The organism is uncultured Microbulbifer sp. (assembly GCF_947498635.1).
Taxonomy (GTDB): Bacteria; Pseudomonadota; Gammaproteobacteria; order Pseudomonadales; family Cellvibrionaceae; genus Microbulbifer; species Microbulbifer echini.
The window spans coordinates 21,046-39,325 of the sequence record NZ_CANMKV010000001.1 but is presented as its reverse complement, the minus strand read 5'-3'; the positions used below and the strand labels follow the sequence as shown (position 1 = coordinate 39,325).

The 18,280-nt window shown below is 55.3% G+C and carries 16 protein-coding genes; 8 read left to right on the top strand and 8 right to left on the bottom strand.

All coding sequences use genetic code 11. From position 1 onward, the window contains the following. Positions 1-5: 5 nt before the first annotated feature. From infB to Q1A69_RS00145, 8 genes are all read left to right on the top strand, one after another. Complete coding sequence (gene infB / locus Q1A69_RS00180; RefSeq protein ID WP_299579269.1) at positions 6-2,870, top strand: translation initiation factor IF-2; 2,865 nt, start codon at positions 6-8, stop codon at positions 2,868-2,870. 88 nt (positions 2,871-2,958) lie between these two features. Then, positions 2,959-3,357, top strand: coding sequence for a 30S ribosome-binding factor RbfA (gene rbfA / locus Q1A69_RS00175; RefSeq protein WP_299579266.1), 399 nt, complete (start codon positions 2,959-2,961; stop codon positions 3,355-3,357). Between the two features lie 3 nt (positions 3,358-3,360). Further along, a complete protein-coding gene (truB, locus tag Q1A69_RS00170) occupies positions 3,361-4,302 on the top strand; it encodes a tRNA pseudouridine(55) synthase TruB (RefSeq protein ID WP_299579263.1) in 942 nt (313 codons plus the stop codon). A 145-nt stretch (positions 4,303-4,447) separates the two neighbouring features. Beyond that, complete coding sequence (rpsO, locus tag Q1A69_RS00165) at positions 4,448-4,717, top strand: 30S ribosomal protein S15 (RefSeq protein WP_299579259.1); 270 nt, start codon at positions 4,448-4,450, stop codon at positions 4,715-4,717. Positions 4,718-4,980: 263 nt separating this feature from the next. After that, the gene (gene pnp, locus Q1A69_RS00160) at positions 4,981-7,104 is read left to right on the top strand and encodes a polyribonucleotide nucleotidyltransferase (RefSeq protein ID WP_299579256.1); all 2,124 of its coding nucleotides are present in this window, start codon (positions 4,981-4,983) and stop codon (positions 7,102-7,104) included. A gap of 143 nt (positions 7,105-7,247) precedes the next feature. After that, the gene (locus Q1A69_RS00155; RefSeq protein ID WP_299579253.1) at positions 7,248-7,898 is read left to right on the top strand and encodes a hypothetical protein; all 651 of its coding nucleotides are present in this window, start codon (positions 7,248-7,250) and stop codon (positions 7,896-7,898) included. Beyond that, positions 7,891-8,307, top strand: coding sequence for a GFA family protein (locus Q1A69_RS00150; protein WP_299579251.1), 417 nt, complete (start codon positions 7,891-7,893; stop codon positions 8,305-8,307). The genes Q1A69_RS00155 and Q1A69_RS00150 overlap by 8 nt, the downstream gene beginning before the upstream one ends. A gap of 177 nt (positions 8,308-8,484) precedes the next feature. After that, positions 8,485-9,453: a zinc transporter ZntB gene (locus tag Q1A69_RS00145; RefSeq protein ID WP_299579247.1), complete on the top strand. Its 969-nt coding sequence runs from the start codon at positions 8,485-8,487 to the stop codon at positions 9,451-9,453. Positions 9,454-9,905: 452 nt separating this feature from the next. On the opposite strand, the gene Q1A69_RS00140 is transcribed toward Q1A69_RS00145, so the two are convergent. The 8 genes from Q1A69_RS00140 to Q1A69_RS00105 form a co-directional block, all read right to left on the bottom strand. Next, a complete protein-coding gene (locus Q1A69_RS00140) occupies positions 9,906-10,058 on the bottom strand; it encodes a hypothetical protein (RefSeq protein ID WP_299579244.1) in 153 nt (50 codons plus the stop codon). A gap of 150 nt (positions 10,059-10,208) precedes the next feature. Continuing rightward, positions 10,209-11,246: an endonuclease/exonuclease/phosphatase family protein gene (locus Q1A69_RS00135; protein ID WP_299579241.1), complete on the bottom strand. Its 1,038-nt coding sequence runs from the start codon at positions 11,244-11,246 to the stop codon at positions 10,209-10,211. Between the two features lie 390 nt (positions 11,247-11,636). After that, the gene (locus Q1A69_RS00130; RefSeq protein WP_299579238.1) at positions 11,637-12,428 is read right to left on the bottom strand and encodes a thioesterase family protein; all 792 of its coding nucleotides are present in this window, start codon (positions 12,426-12,428) and stop codon (positions 11,637-11,639) included. Positions 12,429-12,519: 91 nt separating this feature from the next. After that, positions 12,520-13,332, bottom strand: a complete 813-nt coding sequence (panB, locus tag Q1A69_RS00125) for a 3-methyl-2-oxobutanoate hydroxymethyltransferase (RefSeq protein ID WP_299579235.1) — start codon at positions 13,330-13,332, stop codon at positions 12,520-12,522. 5 nt (positions 13,333-13,337) lie between these two features. Beyond that, a complete protein-coding gene (locus tag Q1A69_RS00120; protein ID WP_299579232.1) occupies positions 13,338-14,024 on the bottom strand; it encodes a deoxynucleoside kinase in 687 nt (228 codons plus the stop codon). A gap of 108 nt (positions 14,025-14,132) precedes the next feature. Then, on the bottom strand, positions 14,133-14,615 hold the full coding sequence (gene folK / locus Q1A69_RS00115) for a 2-amino-4-hydroxy-6-hydroxymethyldihydropteridine diphosphokinase (RefSeq protein WP_299579229.1): 483 nt from the start codon (positions 14,613-14,615) through the stop codon (positions 14,133-14,135). Continuing rightward, on the bottom strand, positions 14,615-16,069 hold the full coding sequence (gene pcnB, locus Q1A69_RS00110) for a polynucleotide adenylyltransferase PcnB (RefSeq protein WP_366525528.1): 1,455 nt from the start codon (positions 16,067-16,069) through the stop codon (positions 14,615-14,617). Before pcnB ends, folK begins: the two co-directional genes overlap by 1 nt. Positions 16,070-16,843: 774 nt before the next feature. Further along, positions 16,844-18,235 (bottom strand): sigma-54 dependent transcriptional regulator, encoded by a 1,392-nt coding sequence (locus Q1A69_RS00105; protein ID WP_299579226.1) that lies wholly within the window; start codon positions 18,233-18,235, stop codon positions 16,844-16,846. Positions 18,236-18,280: the final 45 nt, after the last annotated feature.

Below are 18,280 nucleotides of genomic sequence, written 5' to 3'. Positions count from 1 at the left end.
AGAGAATGGCCGAAGTAACAGTTAGCGAACTCGCCAAATCGGTTGGTGCCACCGAAGACCGTCTGCTCAAGCAGATGAAAGAAGCGGGTTTGCCTCACACCTCTGCGGACGCAGTGGTGTCAGACGAGGAAAAGCAGGTCCTGCTCAGTTTCCTGAAAAGCAGTCACGGGGAGCAGGGCGCGAGTCCGCGCAAGATCACCTTGAAACGCAAGACCACAACCACGCTGAAAACCGGCTCTGGCACCGGCCGTAAAACTGTAAACGTGGAAGTACGCAAGAAGCGCACTTATGTGAAGCGTCCACAGGCTGAGCTTGAAGCGGGCGCGGACAGTGAAAACGTTGTCGACGTAGAAGACGTGCGCCTGGGTGCAGAAACGGATGCAGCCGCAGAAGCTGAAGCCAAAGCGGCAGCTGAGGCGATGGCCCTGGCTGAAGCAGAGGCTGCCCGCCGCGCCGCTGAAGAAGAGGAAGCGCGTTTGAAAGCTGAAGCGGAGGCTATAGCCGCCGCGGAAGCCGAAGCCAAGGCTCGCGCGGAAGCCGCCGCAGCAGAAGCCGATAAAGAAGCACAGAAAGCCGATAAAAAGGCAGAGGGTAAACCCGTAGAAAAAGTAGCGAAAAAGGCGGAATCCGCCGCACCCATCCGCTCAACGTATGTAGACGATATTGAGGCGATGCGTATCGCCGCGATGGAACGTCGCAAGCAGCAGGCAGAGCAAGAGAAGCGCGAGCTCGAAGAGAAGAAGGCCAAAGTAGAAGCCGACCGACGCGCCGCCCAGGAGAAGAAAGAGAAAGCTGTCCAGGCCGCTCAGGCTGCCAAGGCGAAGCCCGCCAAACCGGCAGAGAAAGCGGAGAAAACAGAAGAGGTCAAACCCTCCCTGCGCCGCAAACTGGAGGCCGCGCCGACAGAAGCTGCTCGCACCGAGGACGAGCCACGCAAGCGTCGTGGTCGCCGCTCCAAGTCCGGCCCGAAGAAGTCCAGCAAAACCGCTTTGTACGAGCAGGCTCTGGAAGTCTTTGAAGAGGATGAAGCCAGCAAGCGCAGCACGCGCTCCCTGTCCCGTCCAAATGTGAAGGTAAAACCCACGCACACCTTTAAGCGTCCTACAGAGAGGCAGGTGTACGAAGTCCAGTTGGGCGAGACCATCACCGTCGCCGATCTGGCCAGGCAGATGAATGTGAAGGGTGGTGAACTGATTAAGCGCCTGATGAAAATGGGCGAGATGGTCACCATCAACCAGAGCCTGGACCGTGAAAACGCCCAGTTGATCGTTGAGGAGATGGGCCACAAGGTCGTACTGCGCTCCGAGACCGAGCTGGAAGACAGCCTGGTGGCGGAAACCCAGGCCAAAGAAGGTACTGAAGTTTCCCGCGCTCCGGTGGTTACCGTAATGGGTCACGTAGACCACGGTAAGACCTCTCTGCTGGATTACATTCGCAAAGCGAAAGTAGCCTCTGGCGAAGCGGGCGGTATTACCCAGCATATCGGTGCCTACCGCGTGCAAACCAGCCAGGGCGAGATCGCTTTCCTGGATACTCCTGGGCACGCCGCTTTTACTGCCATGCGCGCCCGTGGCGCTCAGGCCACCGACGTAGTTATTCTTGTGGTTGCCGCCGATGACGGTGTTATGCCGCAGACGGAAGAAGCGGTAAATCACGCTCGCGCCGCCGGTGTACCGCTGGTTGTTGCGGTGAACAAGTGTGACAAAGAAGCTGCCGATCCCGATCGCGTGAAAAATGAGCTGGCCGCGAAAGATGTGATCCCGGAAGATTGGGGTGGCGATACTCAGTTCATCAATGTATCTGCGCACACGGGTGAGGGTATTGATGACCTCCTCGAGGCAATTTCCCTGCAAGCAGAAATGCTGGAGTTGAAGGCCAAGGTCAATGTACCGGCTACTGGTGTTGTCATCGAATCCCGCCTGGAAAAAGGCCGCGGTGTGGTTGCAACTCTGCTGGTACAAAACGGCGAACTGAAGCGCGGCGACATTATTTTGGCCGGCCAGAGCTACGGCCGTGTACGCGCCATGACCAACGAACATGGCAAACAGGTTAAAGACGCTGGTCCGTCTACCCCGGTGGAGCTGTTGGGTCTGGATTCGACGCCGAATGCCGGTGATGAGTTCATGGTAGTTGCCGATGAGCGCAAGGCCCGGGAAGTGGCTGAGCAGCGCGCTGACAGTGAGCGCCGCGAGCGCATGCAGCGTCAGCAGGCCGCCAAACTGGAAAATATGTTTGCGGATATGGAAGCGGGTGAGCGCAAAGTGCTGCCGGTTGTCATCAAGGCCGACGTGCGCGGCTCCCTGGAAGCTATCCTGGGTGCGCTGGCGGATATCGGCAACGAAGAAGTGTCCGTCAATGTGGTTTCCAGTGGCGTGGGTGGTATCGCCGAAAACGATATCAACCTGGCCCTGACTTCCGGCGCTATCGTACTGGGCTTCAACACCCGTGCCGACACTGCCGCACGTAAAACTGCCGAAATCGAAGGGGTTGAGGTGCGCTACTACAGCGTGATCTACAACCTGCTCGACGAAGTGAAGCAGGCCCTGTCCGGCATGCTCGATCCGGAAGTTCGCGAAGAGATCGTCGGCATTGCCCAAGTGCGCGATGTGTTCCGTTCTCCGAAGTTTGGCGCCATTGCTGGCTGTATGGTTACCGAGGGTACCGTACACCGCAACAAGCCGATCCGCGTACTGCGCGACAACGTTGTAATCTACCAGGGCGAACTGGAATCCCTGCGCCGCTTCAAAGACGATGTGCAGGACGTGCGCAACGGCATGGAATGCGGTATCGGGGTGAAGGACTACAACGATGTTAAGCCTGGCGATCAGATCGAAGTTTTCGATATCGTCAAGGTTGCCCGCGAACTGTAAAGAGTTCCGGACCGGGTGAAGGAAAACCCGCGCGGCTTGGCCGTGCGGGTTTTCCTGTCTTTAAACCGCCATTCTCAGTAGGTAAACAATGGCAAGAGAATTCCACCGCGCCGATCGCGTCGCCGATGCCATGCGCCGCGAACTGGCCCAGCTGATCCAACAGGAAGTACGCGATCCACGTCTGGGCATGGTCAACATCAACGACGTTGAAGTCAGCCGTGACCTAGCCACCGCCAAAGTGTTTGTTACCTTTGTGGGTGAGGACGACCGCAGCAAGATCGACATCTCCATGGAAGTGTTGAACAAGGCCGCAGGTTTCCTGCGCAGCCAACTTGCACGTCTTATTCAGATGCGCAGTATTCCGCGTCTGCACTTCCGCTACGACGAGACTTCGGTGCGTGGTCAGGCGCTTTCCGCACTGATCGACAAGGCGGTTAATGAAGATCGCCAACACCAAGACGACGACAGCGACTCCAAGGAAGATTAATCCATGGGCCGCAGACCAAAATGGGGTCGGCCGGTTCACGGCGTGCTGTTATTGAACAAGCCCGCCGGGATTACCGCCAACGACGCCCTACAAAAAGCCAAACGACTCTTTTTTGCCAATCGCGCTGGCCATACTGGCGCACTGGACCCGCTGGCGACCGGTGTACTGCCGATCTGCTTCGGTGAGGCGACCAAGTTTTCCCAGTATCTACTCGATGCCGACAAGCGCTATCGCAGCACCTTCGTTTTTGGCATGACCACTGCCAGTGGCGACGCCGATGGCGATGTGCTGGAAACCAAAGATGCTTCCAGCCTGACCGAGCAGAATGTGCTCCAAGCCATGGAGGCATTTCGCGGTCGTATCAAGCAGGTCCCCTCTATGTACTCCGCGCTCAAGCACAAGGGCCAGCCGCTGTATAAGCTGGCGCGGCAGGGGCTTGAAGTGGAGCGCGAGGCGCGCGAAGTCGAGATTTTTGAGTTCGAACTGCTGCGCTTTATCCCTGGAACCCAGCCCCGCGCCGAAGTGAAAGTGCACTGCTCCAAGGGGACTTATATCCGCAGTATCGCCGAGGACCTGGGCCAGGCTCTGGGCGTAGGCGGTTATGTGGAAGTGCTGCATCGCAGTGCCGCCGGTCCTTTCGATGAGGCCGATGCAGTGACCCTGGACGAGCTTACCGATGAGCGCGGCGAGGGCAGGGCAGAAGAGCTGGATCACCACTTGTTGCCGATGGATTCGCCAGCCTCCGCATTGCCCAAACTCGTCCTGCCGGATGACTCGGGTTACTACGTGCGCCAGGGCCAATCGGTAATGGATTTGCAGGTCTACCGTATCGGTGCGGAAGGTGATATGGTGCGCCTCTTCCTGGAAAATGGTGATTTTCTGGGGGTTGGAGAAATTACCGACGAGGGGTGCGTGGCACCGCGACGTCTGGTAAGTGGCACTTGAGTGGAAACCGCTATATTGGTGAGAACCTCTATAAGGTGGAAGTGAAGGTGTTCACGCGGCACCGCCGCAATCACGATTAGCTGGTCTGTAAATATGCACGGGCCAGCCGAATCATTTAAAGCATATTACGACGAGGTAATTCGTTATGGCACTGACTGCAGTTGAAAAAGCAGCCATCCTGAAAGAGCACGGCCAATCCGAAGGCGATACCGGTTCTCCGGAAGTCCAGGTAGCTCTGCTCACCGCTAACATCAACAAACTGCAGGGTCACTTCTCCTCGCACAAGCAGGATCACCACTCCCGTCGTGGCCTGATCCGCATGGTAAACCAGCGCCGTAAGCTGCTGGACTACCTCAAGCGCAAGGATCTGAGCCGCTACGCACAGCTGATCGCCAAGCTCGGCCTGCGTCGCTAAGACCCTGGAATGCCCGCCTCTGGCGGGCATTCTTCTTTAATACTTGCGGAAAAGTGGCGCTGCTGTCATTTTTCGGAAGTTGCACTGCACAAGCCACCGGCAAGAGCCGAACTGGAAGTGCAGTGTCTGCACCGGCCACCCCTGGTCGGTGGCGGCACATCCCCGTGTCGCTCCGGGTGAGGCGTTTGGATTTCTCGTCCGGGCAACCATTGTTGGGGTTACTGGAATGGGCCAGTAACCGTAAGGAAATAGGAAAAAAACTAGTGAATCCAGTAAGCAAAACCTTCCAGTACGGACAATCCCAGGTCACCATCGAAACTGGTCGCATTGCGCGCCAGGCTACCGGTGCTGCCCTGGTTACCATGGGTGAAACTGTTGTTCTGTGTACCGTTGTCGGTGCCAAAGAAGCGAAACCTGATCAGGGCTTCTTCCCGCTGTCTGTGCACTACCAGGAAAAGGCCTACGCGGCTGGCAAGATTCCCGGTGGCTTCTTCAAGCGTGAAGGCCGTCCGTCTGAAAAAGAAACCCTGACTTCTCGCCTGATCGATCGCCCGATCCGCCCGCTGTTCCCCAAGGGCTTTATGAATGAAGTGCAGGTGATGATCACTGTCCTGTCTGCAGAGAAGGACGTGGACCCGGATATCGCCGGTATGATCGGCACCTCCGCGGCGCTGTCCGTTTCTGGTATTCCCTTCGCTGGCCCAATTGGCGCTGCACGTGTTGGCTATACCCAAAAAGATGGCTACCTGCTGAACCCGGGTTACCAAGCGCTGGGCACTTCCGAGCTGGACATGGTGGTTGCGGGCACGAAAGACGCTGTACTGATGGTTGAATCCGAAGCGAAAGAGCTGCCGGAAGATATCATGCTGGGCGCCGTACTGTATGCGCACCAGGAATTGCAGGCCGTTGTAAAAGTTTGTGAAGAGCTGAAAGCGGAAGCTGGCAAGCCCCAGTGGGACTGGCAGCCAGAAGCGGAAAACACCGAGCTGAAAGCCGCCCTGGAAAGCCAGTTTGGCGGCAAGGTTGTTGAAGCGTATCGCATCACCGACAAGCAGCAGCGCACCGCTCGCTTGAACGAGCTGCGCAATGAAGCGGCCGAGGCCCTGGCATCTGAGGAAGTCGATGCCGGCGATGTAAAGAGCTACTTCGGCAAGCTGGAAAAGAAAACTGTGCGTGGCGCAGTAGTGCGTGGCGAGCCGCGTATCGACGGTCGCGATACCAAGACTGTACGCCCAATCAATGTAGAAGTTGGCGTGCTGCCGAAAGGCCATGGTTCTGCACTGTTCACCCGCGGTGAAACCCAGGCATTGGTTGTTGCTACTCTCGGTGCTACCCGCGATGCGCAGATTATCGATGCGCTGGAAGGCGAGCGTAAAGACTACTTTATGCTGCACTACAACTTCCCTCCTTATTCTGTAGGTGAAGCGGGTCGTGTGGGCGCTACCGGTCGCCGAGAAATCGGCCACGGCCGACTGGCACGTCGCGGTATTGCAGCGGTACTGCCGGACCCGGAGAGCTTCCCTTACACACTGCGTGTAGTTTCTGAAATCACCGAATCCAACGGTTCCAGCTCCATGGCTTCCGTGTGTGGCTCCAGCCTGGCGTTGATGGACGCGGGTGTACCACTGAAGGCGCCGGTTGCCGGTATCGCTATGGGCCTGGTGAAGGAAGACGAAGGCTATGCAGTCCTGACCGATATCCTCGGTGATGAGGATCACCTGGGCGATATGGACTTTAAGGTTGCCGGCACTGCTTCCGGTGTGACTGCCCTGCAGATGGATATCAAGATCGAAGGTATTACCGAAGAGATCATGGAAACGGCGCTGGAGCAGGCCCTGCAAGCGCGTTTGCATATCCTCGTGGAAATGAACAAGTTGATCGGCGAGTCCCGTTCCAGCGTGAACGAGAATGCGCCCCGCTTCGCAACCCTGAAGATCCACCCGGACAAGATCCGCGATGTGATCGGCAAGGGCGGTGCAACTATCCGTTCCATCACCGAAGAGACCGGCGCTTCCATCGATATTGAAGATGACGGCAGCATCAAGGTCTTTGGTGAAGATGGTGAGAGCCTCGAAGCCGCGGTTACCCGCATTGAGGAAATTACCGCAGAAGCTGAAATTGGCACCATCTACGAGGGCACCGTAGTGCGCATCGTGGACTTTGGCGCTTTCGTCAACTTCCTGCCGGGTAAAGACGGTCTGGTACATATTTCCCAGATCGCCGAGGAACGTGTGAACGCGGTGACCGATTACCTGAGCGAAGGTGAGAAAGTCAAAGTGAAGGTGCTCGACGTCGATCAGCGTGGACGCATCAAGCTGTCCATCAAGGAAGTGAAGGCTGAGCAGGCCGCTGCCGAAGAGGCGAAGCAGGGCTCCGAAGAGGCCTGAGCCTCCTCCGGAGCTGGCAAAGCTTGAAAAAACCCGGCCAAGTGCCGGGTTTTTTTATGCTCTCTTATTGCTGTTATGCCGTTGACAAAGGTGTTTCCGCCGGCGATTTTTCGGTTAGAATTTGCCGAAAAAGAGGGAAAATCTTGCACAACTTCTGGCTTCTCGACACGCTCCTCGGGCTCGCCTGTCTGTTGGTCGCCAACCAGTATTGGTGTCTCACCCGCTCGCGCTATCAATCGGCGGCGCTGATTATTGTCGCGGCCCTACTGTGTATGGCACTGGCGGCACTGGTGGGGGCTTACCGCTATGGCATAGACCCCTCAGTGACAGAATTGCACCGGGCGTTTGCGCGTATTTCCGGCTTTGCCTCGCTTCTTTTGATTGGCATTGGTCTTACCTGGGCGCGCCTGGGGGTGTCTTGGGGCACTGATAATCGTGCGCCGGCCTACGCGGTGGTGGTACTGGTGTTGGCAAGCGCTATTGGTCTAGCGCAGAGTAGGTGGCTGTCACCGTTGGGGGTCGTCGATCTCTATTCCGCTGTAGGACTGGCGCTTTGGTTGCTGGTGGGAATGTTGGAGCTGTTAGCTCCGGTGCGACTTAAGCGGGGCCAAGCCCTGATACTTGCCGCTGGTGCTCTGTTGATACTGCTCAATGGGCTTTTGATTGACACCGGTGCCTCGCGTCTTTTGGGCTTGGCCCGTACCAATTGGTTCCACCTCCTTCTCGCGCTCTCAGTGTTTACCTTGCTGTGGGCGCGCCCACTATTTGATCTGGAGCTATCCATTCGTGAATGAAATAAACATAAACCTGCACGGTGGTTGTCATTGCGGTGCTGTGCGCTTTCACGCGACTCACCGGCGTAAAAGTTCAGAGGCGCTAGTGGCGCACGCCTGTAATTGCTCTATCTGTGAAAAGGTTGGCTATCTGCACCTCATCGTACCGGCGGCAAATTTTCATCTGGAGCAGGGTGAGGAGGCTCTCAGCTGTTACACCTTTAATAGCGGAGTGGCAAAACACTATTTTTGTCGCCACTGTGGAGTAAAACCCTTTTATATTCCGCGATCCAACCCCGATGGCTACAGCCTCAATGCGCGCTGCTTCGACAGTGTGCCGCAAGATCTAAACATAGAGCCTTTCGATGGACAAAATTGGGAGCAGAATGCCGCCGAACTGGCGCACCTGAGTGAAGTGAAAAACCATTAAACCGGCACTGCTAAAGCAGTTAACAAGGTTTGGAACTCTGCTGCCGCGGAGCAAAGGCTATTGTAACTCCGTAAGGATCCAGCCGAGGGGTGTTTTGAAACCAGCCTTTTATCGTCAAAATAATAATCGTTTGCGCTTTCAAGTATTGATTACTTGTCGGCGAGGGGAGAGGTAATAATGCAACCCGGATTGATTCACGCCTATCTACTCGATCACAGTGGTGGTGGTAAGGAGCTACCCTGGGCTGAAGTGGCAAGCTGGCAGCCCACACAGGGGGTATTGTGGTTACATCTGGACTACACCGATGATGGCGCAGCCCAGTGGTTGCGCACTGAGAGTGGCTTGGATCGATTGGTGGTGGAGGCCTTGCTGTCCGAGGAAACACGCCCCCGCGCCACCCCGCTTGAGGACAATTTATTAATCGCATTGCGCGGCGTGAATTTAGATCCGGCTTCTCAGCCTGAAGATATGGTCTCAATTCGCCTGTGGGTCGAGGAAAACCGAATTATCAGCACCCGCAAACGACGCCTGCTATCGGTGGAGGATTTGCTTGGACGACTGCGTATCGGTCGCGGACCCAGCGGGCCTTCAAGCTTTATCGTTTCCCTGGTGGATTTACTGGTGCGGCGTATGGGGGATATCGTGGACCAGCTCGAGGAAAAAATTGATGAGCTAGAGAGTCTCGCCCTGGATGCTCCTGGCGGTGAACTGCGCTCCGAGCTTGCCTATCTACGCAAGCAGGCCATTACCCTACGGCGCTACCTCTCCCCACAACGGGAGGCACTCTCGGGCATTATGGCAGCGGAAATGCCCTGGTTTCACGAGAGTAACCTGTTGCACCTGCGTGAAGTGAGTGATCGTTTGCAGCGGCATATCGAAGATATTGATGTGGTGCGGGAGCGGGCTTCCGTCACTCAGGAAGAACTGTTGAGTTACAACTCTGAGCAGTTGAACAGCCGCATGTATATGTTGTCGATCGTGGCGGCAGTCTTTCTGCCTTTGAGTTTTTTGACCGGATTGTTTGGAATCAATGTCGGTGGAATGCCCTGGGCGCAAGCCCAGGAGGGTTTTCTTATTTTCTGCGTTCTTTTGGGGGCTGCACTTGGGCTACAAATTGTCCTTTTTTATTGGAAAAAGTGGTTGTAAGGCTTTCCTCGCGCACTGTTGAGTACGCCTTTTTCGAGGTTAGTGGGTTCACTCAGAAAAACTACAAACCGTAGTCATGGCCACATGGTCTAGATAGGTTTACAGCCTCATAACTGCCCCTTCTTCGGGTAATTGGCATTATTGCCGTGAGTATATTCTTTGATTCCCTGTGTTCATAATACTATTTCATACGCCGGACTTATTGCTTTTTAAGTGTATCTAAACAGGCCGAGAGATATTTTTATTCTGTTGTAAGGTTGCTGCAGATTGGTAATCTAGAGGCAAAGCTGTCGTTGATAGCCTCTTTTTTTAGAGCAAATAAATATCGACTGTGAAGGCGGGTGTGTTGCTTATTCTAGCGCTTTGTTTCTTGTTAGTGGTTTCTTTGGTTGGCGCGATCGAAAAACTGATCATGTGTTAGGCGGAGTGGCTGTAGAAACAATGAATCCGGGTCAGTCCACTGTATCTTCCGTAGCAACCGGAGTGACAAAATGATTTTGGTTGGGGATGATGCGGGAAATAGAAAATACATCGATGATAAAACAGATGTAATCGATCTTGATGGCAAGTATGTAGTCCAGGGAATAATTGAATCTCATAACCATGTGGATGCTTCCGCATGGATCACTTATACGGGATAGGTAAGCGACTCCCCTTTATTTTGTCATTCTCTACGCTCTACTAGATGTTGAATTTAGATGCAGTAGGGGGGAGAGGCTTCTTCCGAGCATCGCTGGGAGAAGCCTCTACGGGGGTTAGTGCTTAACCCAGGAGAAATCCACAAAGACCGGGTCGTGATCGCTTAACCCGGTATATGCGGGTGAGCCGATAAAATAATTGGTGACCTCTAATGTGTAGTCGGGATTATTGTTAATGACTACCACGTGATCCGTATCATTTTGCAGCGTATCGGCGCAGGCTTCCAAACTGGTATCACTGCCAGTAAGCATGTATTGACAGGCGTGTTTGCCACCAGTTTTTTCAAAGAACGCTTTCCAGTTCTGATAATTGATGCCGCGCCAGTCGTCATCATTTTCATCAAATGCCATATTAAAGTCACCCGCTAAAATAACAGTGGCATTGTTTGAGTGGGTAATAATCATGTTGGCGATCTGGTCTAGCTGCTTCGCTTTGGCGACCAGATCGGCCTCCTGATGGCCAGCATCCATATGAGTGTTATAAATATGAACGTGATAATTTTCAGTCACCTCGACCTTGGCCACGCTGAAGCCTTTCTCGGTATCGCAATCAGTGCCTGAGCATTTGTTGAAAGTTTCCTCCTCATAAGTAGCAAAGGAGTAATCATTATCATCGCGGTTGTCACGGTCAAAGGGAAATTTTGAAAAGGTCAATAAGCCATTGCCAAAAGAAGTACCGCTACCTTTCCAGTGCTTGGAGCGATAAGGCACCGTGTCATTGCTGAGTTTGTCATCATCATCAAGGTAGTTAGCTTTGGTTTTATTCCACACTTCCTGCATAAGCCAGAGGTCTGTGGGGTTTTCATTGAATGTACGGATAATTTGTTTGAAGTCTGACTTACTGTTACCGCCGATACATGGCAAAAAACCATCCATGTTGTACACCAGCATATCAAAACTGCCAGAACTGGCATCCTCGAAGTGGGTATCCCCGTATTCATAACCATCCAGATCTTTTGACCCGGTGTCATCCACATCGCCAATAAATTCGAACCAATTGCACGAAGTAATAGCATCCCATACATCTTCAAAGTCCGCAGCGCTGGCGGGGTAGCTGATCAGCAGGGTGAGGGAAAGGCATATTTTTTTTATCATTTTTTTTCTCCATAGTAATTATCGCTGGTGGGCACGGAATTCGAAATGCCAGGCATTTTATGGTTTGGCCTTTGTGTTTCGAAGACGGGGATGATGGATAGCGTAGGTTACAAATTGGAGTAAGAAAGATTTTTTTTATTTTATTTTCTTTTTTGAGGGATTCAGAGGTCAGATTTTTGACAGAAATGAAGGAATTATGTGAAAGAATAAATATATATATTCGAGGTCGACACGATATTTCTGGGAATTGTGATTAACCCTCACTGAAACCGATGCAGGTCTATCTCGTTTCAGTGAGGTTAATTTCATTTTGACGCTGCCCTTGCGGGATCGATGAATTTTGTTACTTACCGAGATGGCTGACCTGGGGGAGGTTCGCAATTATTTTGATCAGCCGAAGATTGTGACCATCTGTCGGGATAGGGCGGCGAGCTTGCCATGACGATCCCATAGGCGTGCCTGGATCACAGCGTAACCATCCTCCGCCTGCTCCACTTCCGCTAAGTATTGCCACCAGTCGGATGCACGGCGCTGGGGCAGGGGTTCCATCAGTTCCACCGTCCAGGTTAGAGAACTGGCCGGTGCCGGCGCTTTTAGCATCGCCAGGGTGGCCGGTGGCCAGGCGTCTATCAGGGCGAGTAGGTGGCTGATACCCACAGTCCCGTCGCTACCATCGTTAAAGCGAACCCAGCCGCCCAGCTGCCGTTCCTCGGTACCGCTAAAGGGCAGCTGCCCGCGGGCAATACGGTAGTCATACTTCTGTGTGAACTCCGGTACAACACCCTCGATATAGGGTAGGGCCAAGCATTGCTCTGGTGCGGCAAATTCGGGTGCGGCTGGAGTATCGACCTTCACGGAAGACTCTCTGCCGCAGCCAAAGCTGGCGAGTCCCGCCAGCATAACGGCGCCCTCTTGGAGTAAATGGCCCTGTGCCTGTGTCACCGAGCGTCCAGCGCGCAGAACTTGTGCATCGAGTTGTACTGCGCTGGCGCCTACCGGGCTGACAAAGGAGAGGGTGAGTGAGCGCAGACTGCTTTCCCCGATGACTTGGGCTGCCATCTTTTCATACAGCATTGCCGCAATCAGGCCGCCAAAAGTGGCGCGCCCCTGGCTCCAGCCCGAGGGCACAGTTGTGGCACCTCGGTCGGTCTGCCATTCAAGGAGAAGTTGGTCAAAGGTCATAGTGTTACCGCTGGGAGGGCGAACGCTTAAGCGTTCGCCGAGTAGAGTGTCGGGGGCCATGAGGTGAGAGTTAACAAGCCCTAACAAAAGATTAATTGAAAGTGTGGGCGTCCTCAGGGAATACGCCGAGTTTGACGTCTTCTGCATATTTGCGCAGTGCACCGGGAATATCCTCGGCTTCCACTAGGAAGTTCTTGGAGAATTTTGGCGGCTGCTCGGTGAGGCCCAGAATATCGTTAATCACTAGGACCTGGGCGTCGGTATCGCGCCCGGCGCCGATGCCAATCGTCGGCATAGAGACCGCTTCCGTGATGCGCTTGGCCAGAGTGCTGGGAATACATTCGAGGACCAGCAGATCGACGCCGGCCTGGTCTAGCACCGAGGCGTCTCGCAGCATTTGTTCGGCGTGCTCTTCATCGCGACCCTGCACCCGATAACCGCCAAGTTTGTGTACGGATTGTGGGGTGAGCCCCAGGTGACCGCAAACTGGGATACCCCGGTCGGTAAGCATCTTGATTGTTTCAGCGAGCCAGGCGCCGCCCTCAATCTTCACCATATGGGCGCCAGCCTGCATGATACGGGTGGCGTTGGTGAGTGCCTGCTCGGGAGTGGCATAGGTCATAAAAGGCATGTCCCCCATGATCAGGGACTTTTTGTTGCCGCGAGCCACCGCCTCCACGTGGTAGATCATCTGCTCCATGGTGACCGGTACTGTGCTGTCGTAGCCCAGAACAGTCATTCCCAGGGAGTCGCCGACCAGCAGGGTTTCCACGCCGGTCTTCTGCGCCATGGCCGCCATGGGTGCGTCGTAGAGGGCGACAGTAATAAACTTTTCCCCGCTCGCCTTCATTTTGCGCAGGGTTTGCACGGTAACGAGTTTCTCTAATTCTGAGGGTGCGTACATAGCGGTTAACTTCCTGGGTTGTAGTAGTGTCGGCCCTTGGTGACTGTGAGCATGTACTCCACCAGCTGGTGGTAGTCCTCTGGGCGATCGACAATATCGATTTCCTCGCTGTTCACAATCAGTAACGGCGAGCTGTCATAGAAGTGAAAAAACTGGGTGTAGGCGTCATTCAGCGTGGTCAGGTACTCGGTGCTGATAGCGCGCTCTGCGGGAATGCCGCGATTGCGGATGCGGGCCTGCAGAACTTCCAGAGGCGCCTGCAGGTAGATCACCAGATCTGGCCTGGGGGCTTCCAGGGTGAGATGCTGGAAAACCTGTTGGTAGAGTGCGAGCTCGTCCGTGTCCAGGGTAATCTGGGCGAACAGGTGGTCTTTCTCGATGAGGAAGTCCGCCACCCGCACCGGTTCGAACAGATGGTCCTGGCGCAGTGCCTGGATTTGCTGGGAGCGCTGCAGCAAAAAATGTAGCTGGGTTGGCAGTGCAGCATTTTTGGGGTCGCGGTAGAAGCGCTCGAGAAAGGGGTTCTCCTCTGGCAACTCCAGCAGAGTGTCGTAATTAAAGGTGGTGGCGAGCTTTTTGGCCAGTGTGGTTTTCCCCACGCCGATATTGCCTTCAACGGCAATAAATTTGGGGGGCGCGCTGTCCGGCTGGCCGAATTCACACGAATTGGTTTCGCTGTTATCGATAACCACGTGTTCGACTCCTCTTGTTGGGGCGTCTTCCCTGATGGGCTACAGGCGCAAAAATACTATCAAGCGGGGCGGCCAGTCGAGTACTTTTAGCGTTGTAGCGGGAGCTGTTTAGATTTTCTGCAAGGGATTTTGCGGGCAGTTTTGCAGTAGGTGCTGCAGTGACTCCCCCGCAGGCAGTGTCAGTTGTGGCTCTAGTTCGGCCAGCGGTAGTAGGACAAAGTTGCGTTCGGCCATACGTGGGTGCGGCACCTGAAGACGTATTTCGTCTATTTGCCGCCCACCGAACAACAGTATGTCCAAGTCTAAGGTGCGCGCTCCCCAGCGCACCGAGCGCTCACGCCCGTGGGCCAGCTCTATGGTCTGCAGTCGGTCGAGTAACTCCAGCGGAGGTAGCTCGCTCTCTAACTCCAACTCCGCTACGGCATTGACATAGTCTGGTTGGTCCCCCGGACCTATGGGGGCGCTGAGGTAAAAGCTGGAGCAGCGCAACAGGCGGCTATTGGGGATTTCCTCCATCGCCGCCAAGGCGCTGCGCAGTTGCTTTTGCGGATCGGCCAGGTTGCTGCCGAGCCCGATAAAAATGCTCTCCATTATTCGGCGGCCTTGGGCTTGCGCCGCCGCCCGCCGCGGGAATTGCGGCCGCGGCGGTTTGCACCGCCTCCGCTACGCTGCAGTTTGCCCACCATTTGCTGACGTTGCTCCTCGTCGGCCTGTTGGAAGTCGGTCCACCATTTGCCCAGGCCGGCTTCGATCTCGCCACACTCTTCGCGCAGCAGAAGAAAATCGTAAGCGGCACGGAATCGTGGGTGCTCCATCTGGCGCTGGGCGCGACTGCCGCCGCGCTGGGGCAGGCGGTGTTGCAGGTCCCAGATCTCGCGCATGGGGATGGAAAAGCGCTTTGGGATAGCGGTATGGGCCAGTTGATTGCTGGTGATTTTTTGGGCTGCCTGGGCCAATGCCGGTGCGGGCGGTACCCCTTTGTCCACCAGTTTCTTCTGCTCTTCGTCCACCGCCGGCCACAACAGAGCCGCATACAAGAAGGCGGGGGTGACACGCATATCCGCCTGGATGCGCTGGTCGGTATTGCGCAATGCGCGCTGAGATAACTCCAGCGCGGCGGGGTTTTTCTCTATCTGCGCGGCATTGTCCGGGAACAGGTGCTGCCACAGATGATAGCGGTGCAGCAGTTCAAAGGTGCGCTCGCCGTGGCCGCCCATCAGCAGTTTGAGAATCTCGTCAAACAGCCGTGCGGGGGCGATATTGCGCAAAAGGGGGGACAGCTCCTGCAATGGGGCCTCGGTTCCCGGTTCAATGGCAAAATCCAGTTTGGCGGCAAAGCGCACAGCGCGCAGCATGCGCACGGGGTCTTCTTTATAGCGGGTCGCCGGCACCCCGATCATACGGATGAGGCGATTCTCGATGTCTTCTACGCCACCGGTGTAGTCGTGAACGGCGAAGCCATCGGTGGTGTAGTAAAGGGCGTTGACCGTCAAGTCCCGTCGAATGGCATCTGTTTCCAGGTCGCCGTAGACATTGTCGCGCAGCAGCATACCGTGCTCGGACTGCCTGGCCTCGTGTTCCTCGCCATCGCTGTGGTGGCCGCGGAATGTGGTGACTTCGATCACTTCGCGGCCGATACGCGCGTGCAGAATACGAAAGCGTCGACCGACGATACGCGCCCCGCGGAACAGGGTTTTAGCCTGCTCTGGGGTGGCATCGGTGGCCACATCGAAATCTTTGGGGTGTCCGCCCAGCATCAGGTCGCGCACACCGCCACCAACAATGTACGCTTGATAGCCGGCGTCCTGTAGGCGCTTCATGACTGTCAGGGCCGCGCGGCTGATATCTCGGCGGGAGATGTTATGGTCGTTGCGGGCAATAACCCTGAGGCCTTTCTTGGCCGGCTTGCGCCAGCGCTTGATACTACTAATCAAATTATTGAGCATACGGCTGTCTGTCTTGACTGCTGCCATTCGTTGGTGACCGAAAATACCCTGGTGGTGCTGAGGCCACGTCTCTGGTGGCGGCAGGTTCCATTCCTGCACTTTTCTACCCCTTTGAATCGGGGGGATTGTCTTTGCACTACTGGGGCCTCTGAACCTGGGCGGGCCCAGGGGCGAAGTCCATAACAGGGGGCGGCAATGGCATCTGCTGTCAGTGAGTAGGACTCGCTGGCGCGATTCTAACACAGGCAAAGGAATGCGCCCGCAATCTGCGGGTGCCGAGGGGTTTGGGGAAAATTTTGGAATTATTATTACCAGTATGAAGGCAGCGGCTTCCTTGCGCTCTCAATTTGCTATCAAGCAAACACCCTCTCCCAGGTACAAATCAGTCAGTTTGCAACGCGCTTGTTGTTATTTTTATTCTTCTTTCGAATTTATTGTTATTGTTTATTGTTGTTCTCGCGGTTTTGGCCACTCTTTGCTTTTATTGTCGGCCGCACCATTATTTTTATTATGTTTCGCCCACTTATTTTGAGTAGTTATAGGGCTTTTAACGGTCATTTATTTTTATTGTTGGCCGTTTTTAATTTTTGTACTAAGAGTAAAGCACTTAGTGTGCCAACTTTTAAAAATACTTATAAATCAATAAGTTACAATCTTTACGAAAATTGATGGAACTTTTCGGAAGACTATTCCGTTACGGAAGGTGCGGAAACTGTTACTTGAGGTAGGCCTGGGGTAACACTTCTTCTTGTTACCCTCTGGAGAGCCATAGAAACACGGAGTTGACCCCGGTTACCCAGGGCCGCTAGTGAACAGAGCGGTTATCGAGTCACGGTGTGGCAGGTGAGGGCCGGGCCCTCGCGGAGCGGGGCGTCAGGCTTCGACGGTGGCGCTGCGGCGGGCCTTTTTGCGCGGGATGCCCAGTTTTTGGCGGCGTTCCCAAAGGCATTTGCGGCTGACCCCCAATTTTTTGGCCAGTTCTGTCTCGCTCATGGTGTCCTGGTGCTCGATAACGAAGCGTGCGAAATAGTCTTCCAGCGAGAGGTCCTCGCGAGGGTCGGTGTGCCGGCTGCGCGGTCGGGGCTCGCCAATGGCCTCTTCTACGGGCACAAGGTCCAGGTCAATATCCAGGGTTTTGTGGTCAATCTCCCGGCTGTCGCGGTCGGTGAGGATGACTGCGCGCTGAATAGCATTCTCCAGCTCCCGTATATTGCCGGGCCAGGTGTAGGTGGTGACTGCCTGAATGGCTTCCGGTGAGAGGCGTAGCAGCGGGCGCTCAATTTTGGTGCAGAATTTTTCCAGCAGGTGCTCCGCCAGTGCGAGGACATCGCGGCCGCGCTCGCGCAGCGGCGCTAAAGTCATTTGCACCACGTTGATACGGTAGTAGAGGTCCTCGCGGAATTTGCGTTCTGCGGCGAGCTGGCGCAAATTGCGGTGCGTGGCCGTTACCAGACGCACATCCACTTTGCGGGACTCGATAGAGCCGATAGGGCGCACTTCGCCCTCCTGTATCACACGCAATAGTCGCGCCTGGGCTTCCAGGGGCAGCTCGCCGATTTCATCGAGGAACAGCGTGCCGCCATCGGCGGCTGCTACTAGGCCTTCGCGGGCACTCTGGGCGCCGGTAAAGGCGCCTTTTTCGTAGCCGAACAATTCCGATTCGATCAGGGTTTCGGGGATGGCGGCACAGTTAACCGAGATCAGTGGCTTGCCGGTACGGCGGCTTTCTTCATGGATCGCCTTCGCCACCAGCTCTTTACCGGTTCCGGTTTCTCCGTGTACCAGTACAGTGGCGTCTGTCGGGGCCACTTTGTGGATGCGCCGGTAGAGTTCGCGCATGACTTGGCTGTCGCCGATCATCCCAGCGATAGTACCGGGGTTACCTTTGTCTACAGGGGCTTGGGCACGGCTCTGCTCGGCCTTGCCAATTACCCGGCGCACAGTGGCAATCATCTCATCGTGATCGAAAGGCTTGGCGATATAGTCGGCGGCCCCCATACGCATGGAGTCCACAGCGGAGCGCAGGCTCGCATAGCTGGTCATAATCAGTACGGGGACTTCCCCGGCGTGTTTGAGCAGATCGGTACCGGGCGCGCCGGGCAGGCGCAGGTCTGAGATAATGAGGTCGACTTCGTTGACCCTGTGCTTGCTGAGGGCCTCCCTGACTGAACCCGCTTCACTGACCTTGTAGCGGTGCCGCTCTAGCAGTTTTCGCAGCGCCGTTCGAATAATGGCTTCATCTTCGACGATCAGGATGTGGCTCATATGTTACGCCTGGTTACAAAATGCTCAGTAAACGCCTAGTTTTAC

Coding starts and splice junctions, on each gene's coding strand:
- infB (WP_299579269.1), top strand. CDS start 6: ATGGCCGAAGTAACAGTTAGCGAACTCGCCAAATCGGTTGGTGCCACC.
- folK (WP_299579229.1), bottom strand. CDS start 14,615: ATGGAGAGCATTTTTATCGGGCTCGGCAGCAACCTGGCCGATCCGCAA.
- panB (WP_299579235.1), bottom strand. CDS start 13,332: ATGTACGCACCCTCAGAATTAGAGAAACTCGTTACCGTGCAAACCCTG.
- Q1A69_RS00135 (WP_299579241.1), bottom strand. CDS start 11,246: ATGATAAAAAAAATATGCCTTTCCCTCACCCTGCTGATCAGCTACCCC.
- rbfA (WP_299579266.1), top strand. CDS start 2,959: ATGGCAAGAGAATTCCACCGCGCCGATCGCGTCGCCGATGCCATGCGC.
- Q1A69_RS00145 (WP_299579247.1), top strand. CDS start 8,485: ATGCAACCCGGATTGATTCACGCCTATCTACTCGATCACAGTGGTGGT.
- Q1A69_RS00105 (WP_299579226.1), bottom strand. CDS start 18,235: ATGAGCCACATCCTGATCGTCGAAGATGAAGCCATTATTCGAACGGCG.
- rpsO (WP_299579259.1), top strand. CDS start 4,448: ATGGCACTGACTGCAGTTGAAAAAGCAGCCATCCTGAAAGAGCACGGC.
- truB (WP_299579263.1), top strand. CDS start 3,361: ATGGGCCGCAGACCAAAATGGGGTCGGCCGGTTCACGGCGTGCTGTTA.
- Q1A69_RS00140 (WP_299579244.1), bottom strand. CDS start 10,058: ATGGTTATGAGATTCAATTATTCCCTGGACTACATACTTGCCATCAAG.
- Q1A69_RS00130 (WP_299579238.1), bottom strand. CDS start 12,428: ATGACCTTTGACCAACTTCTCCTTGAATGGCAGACCGACCGAGGTGCC.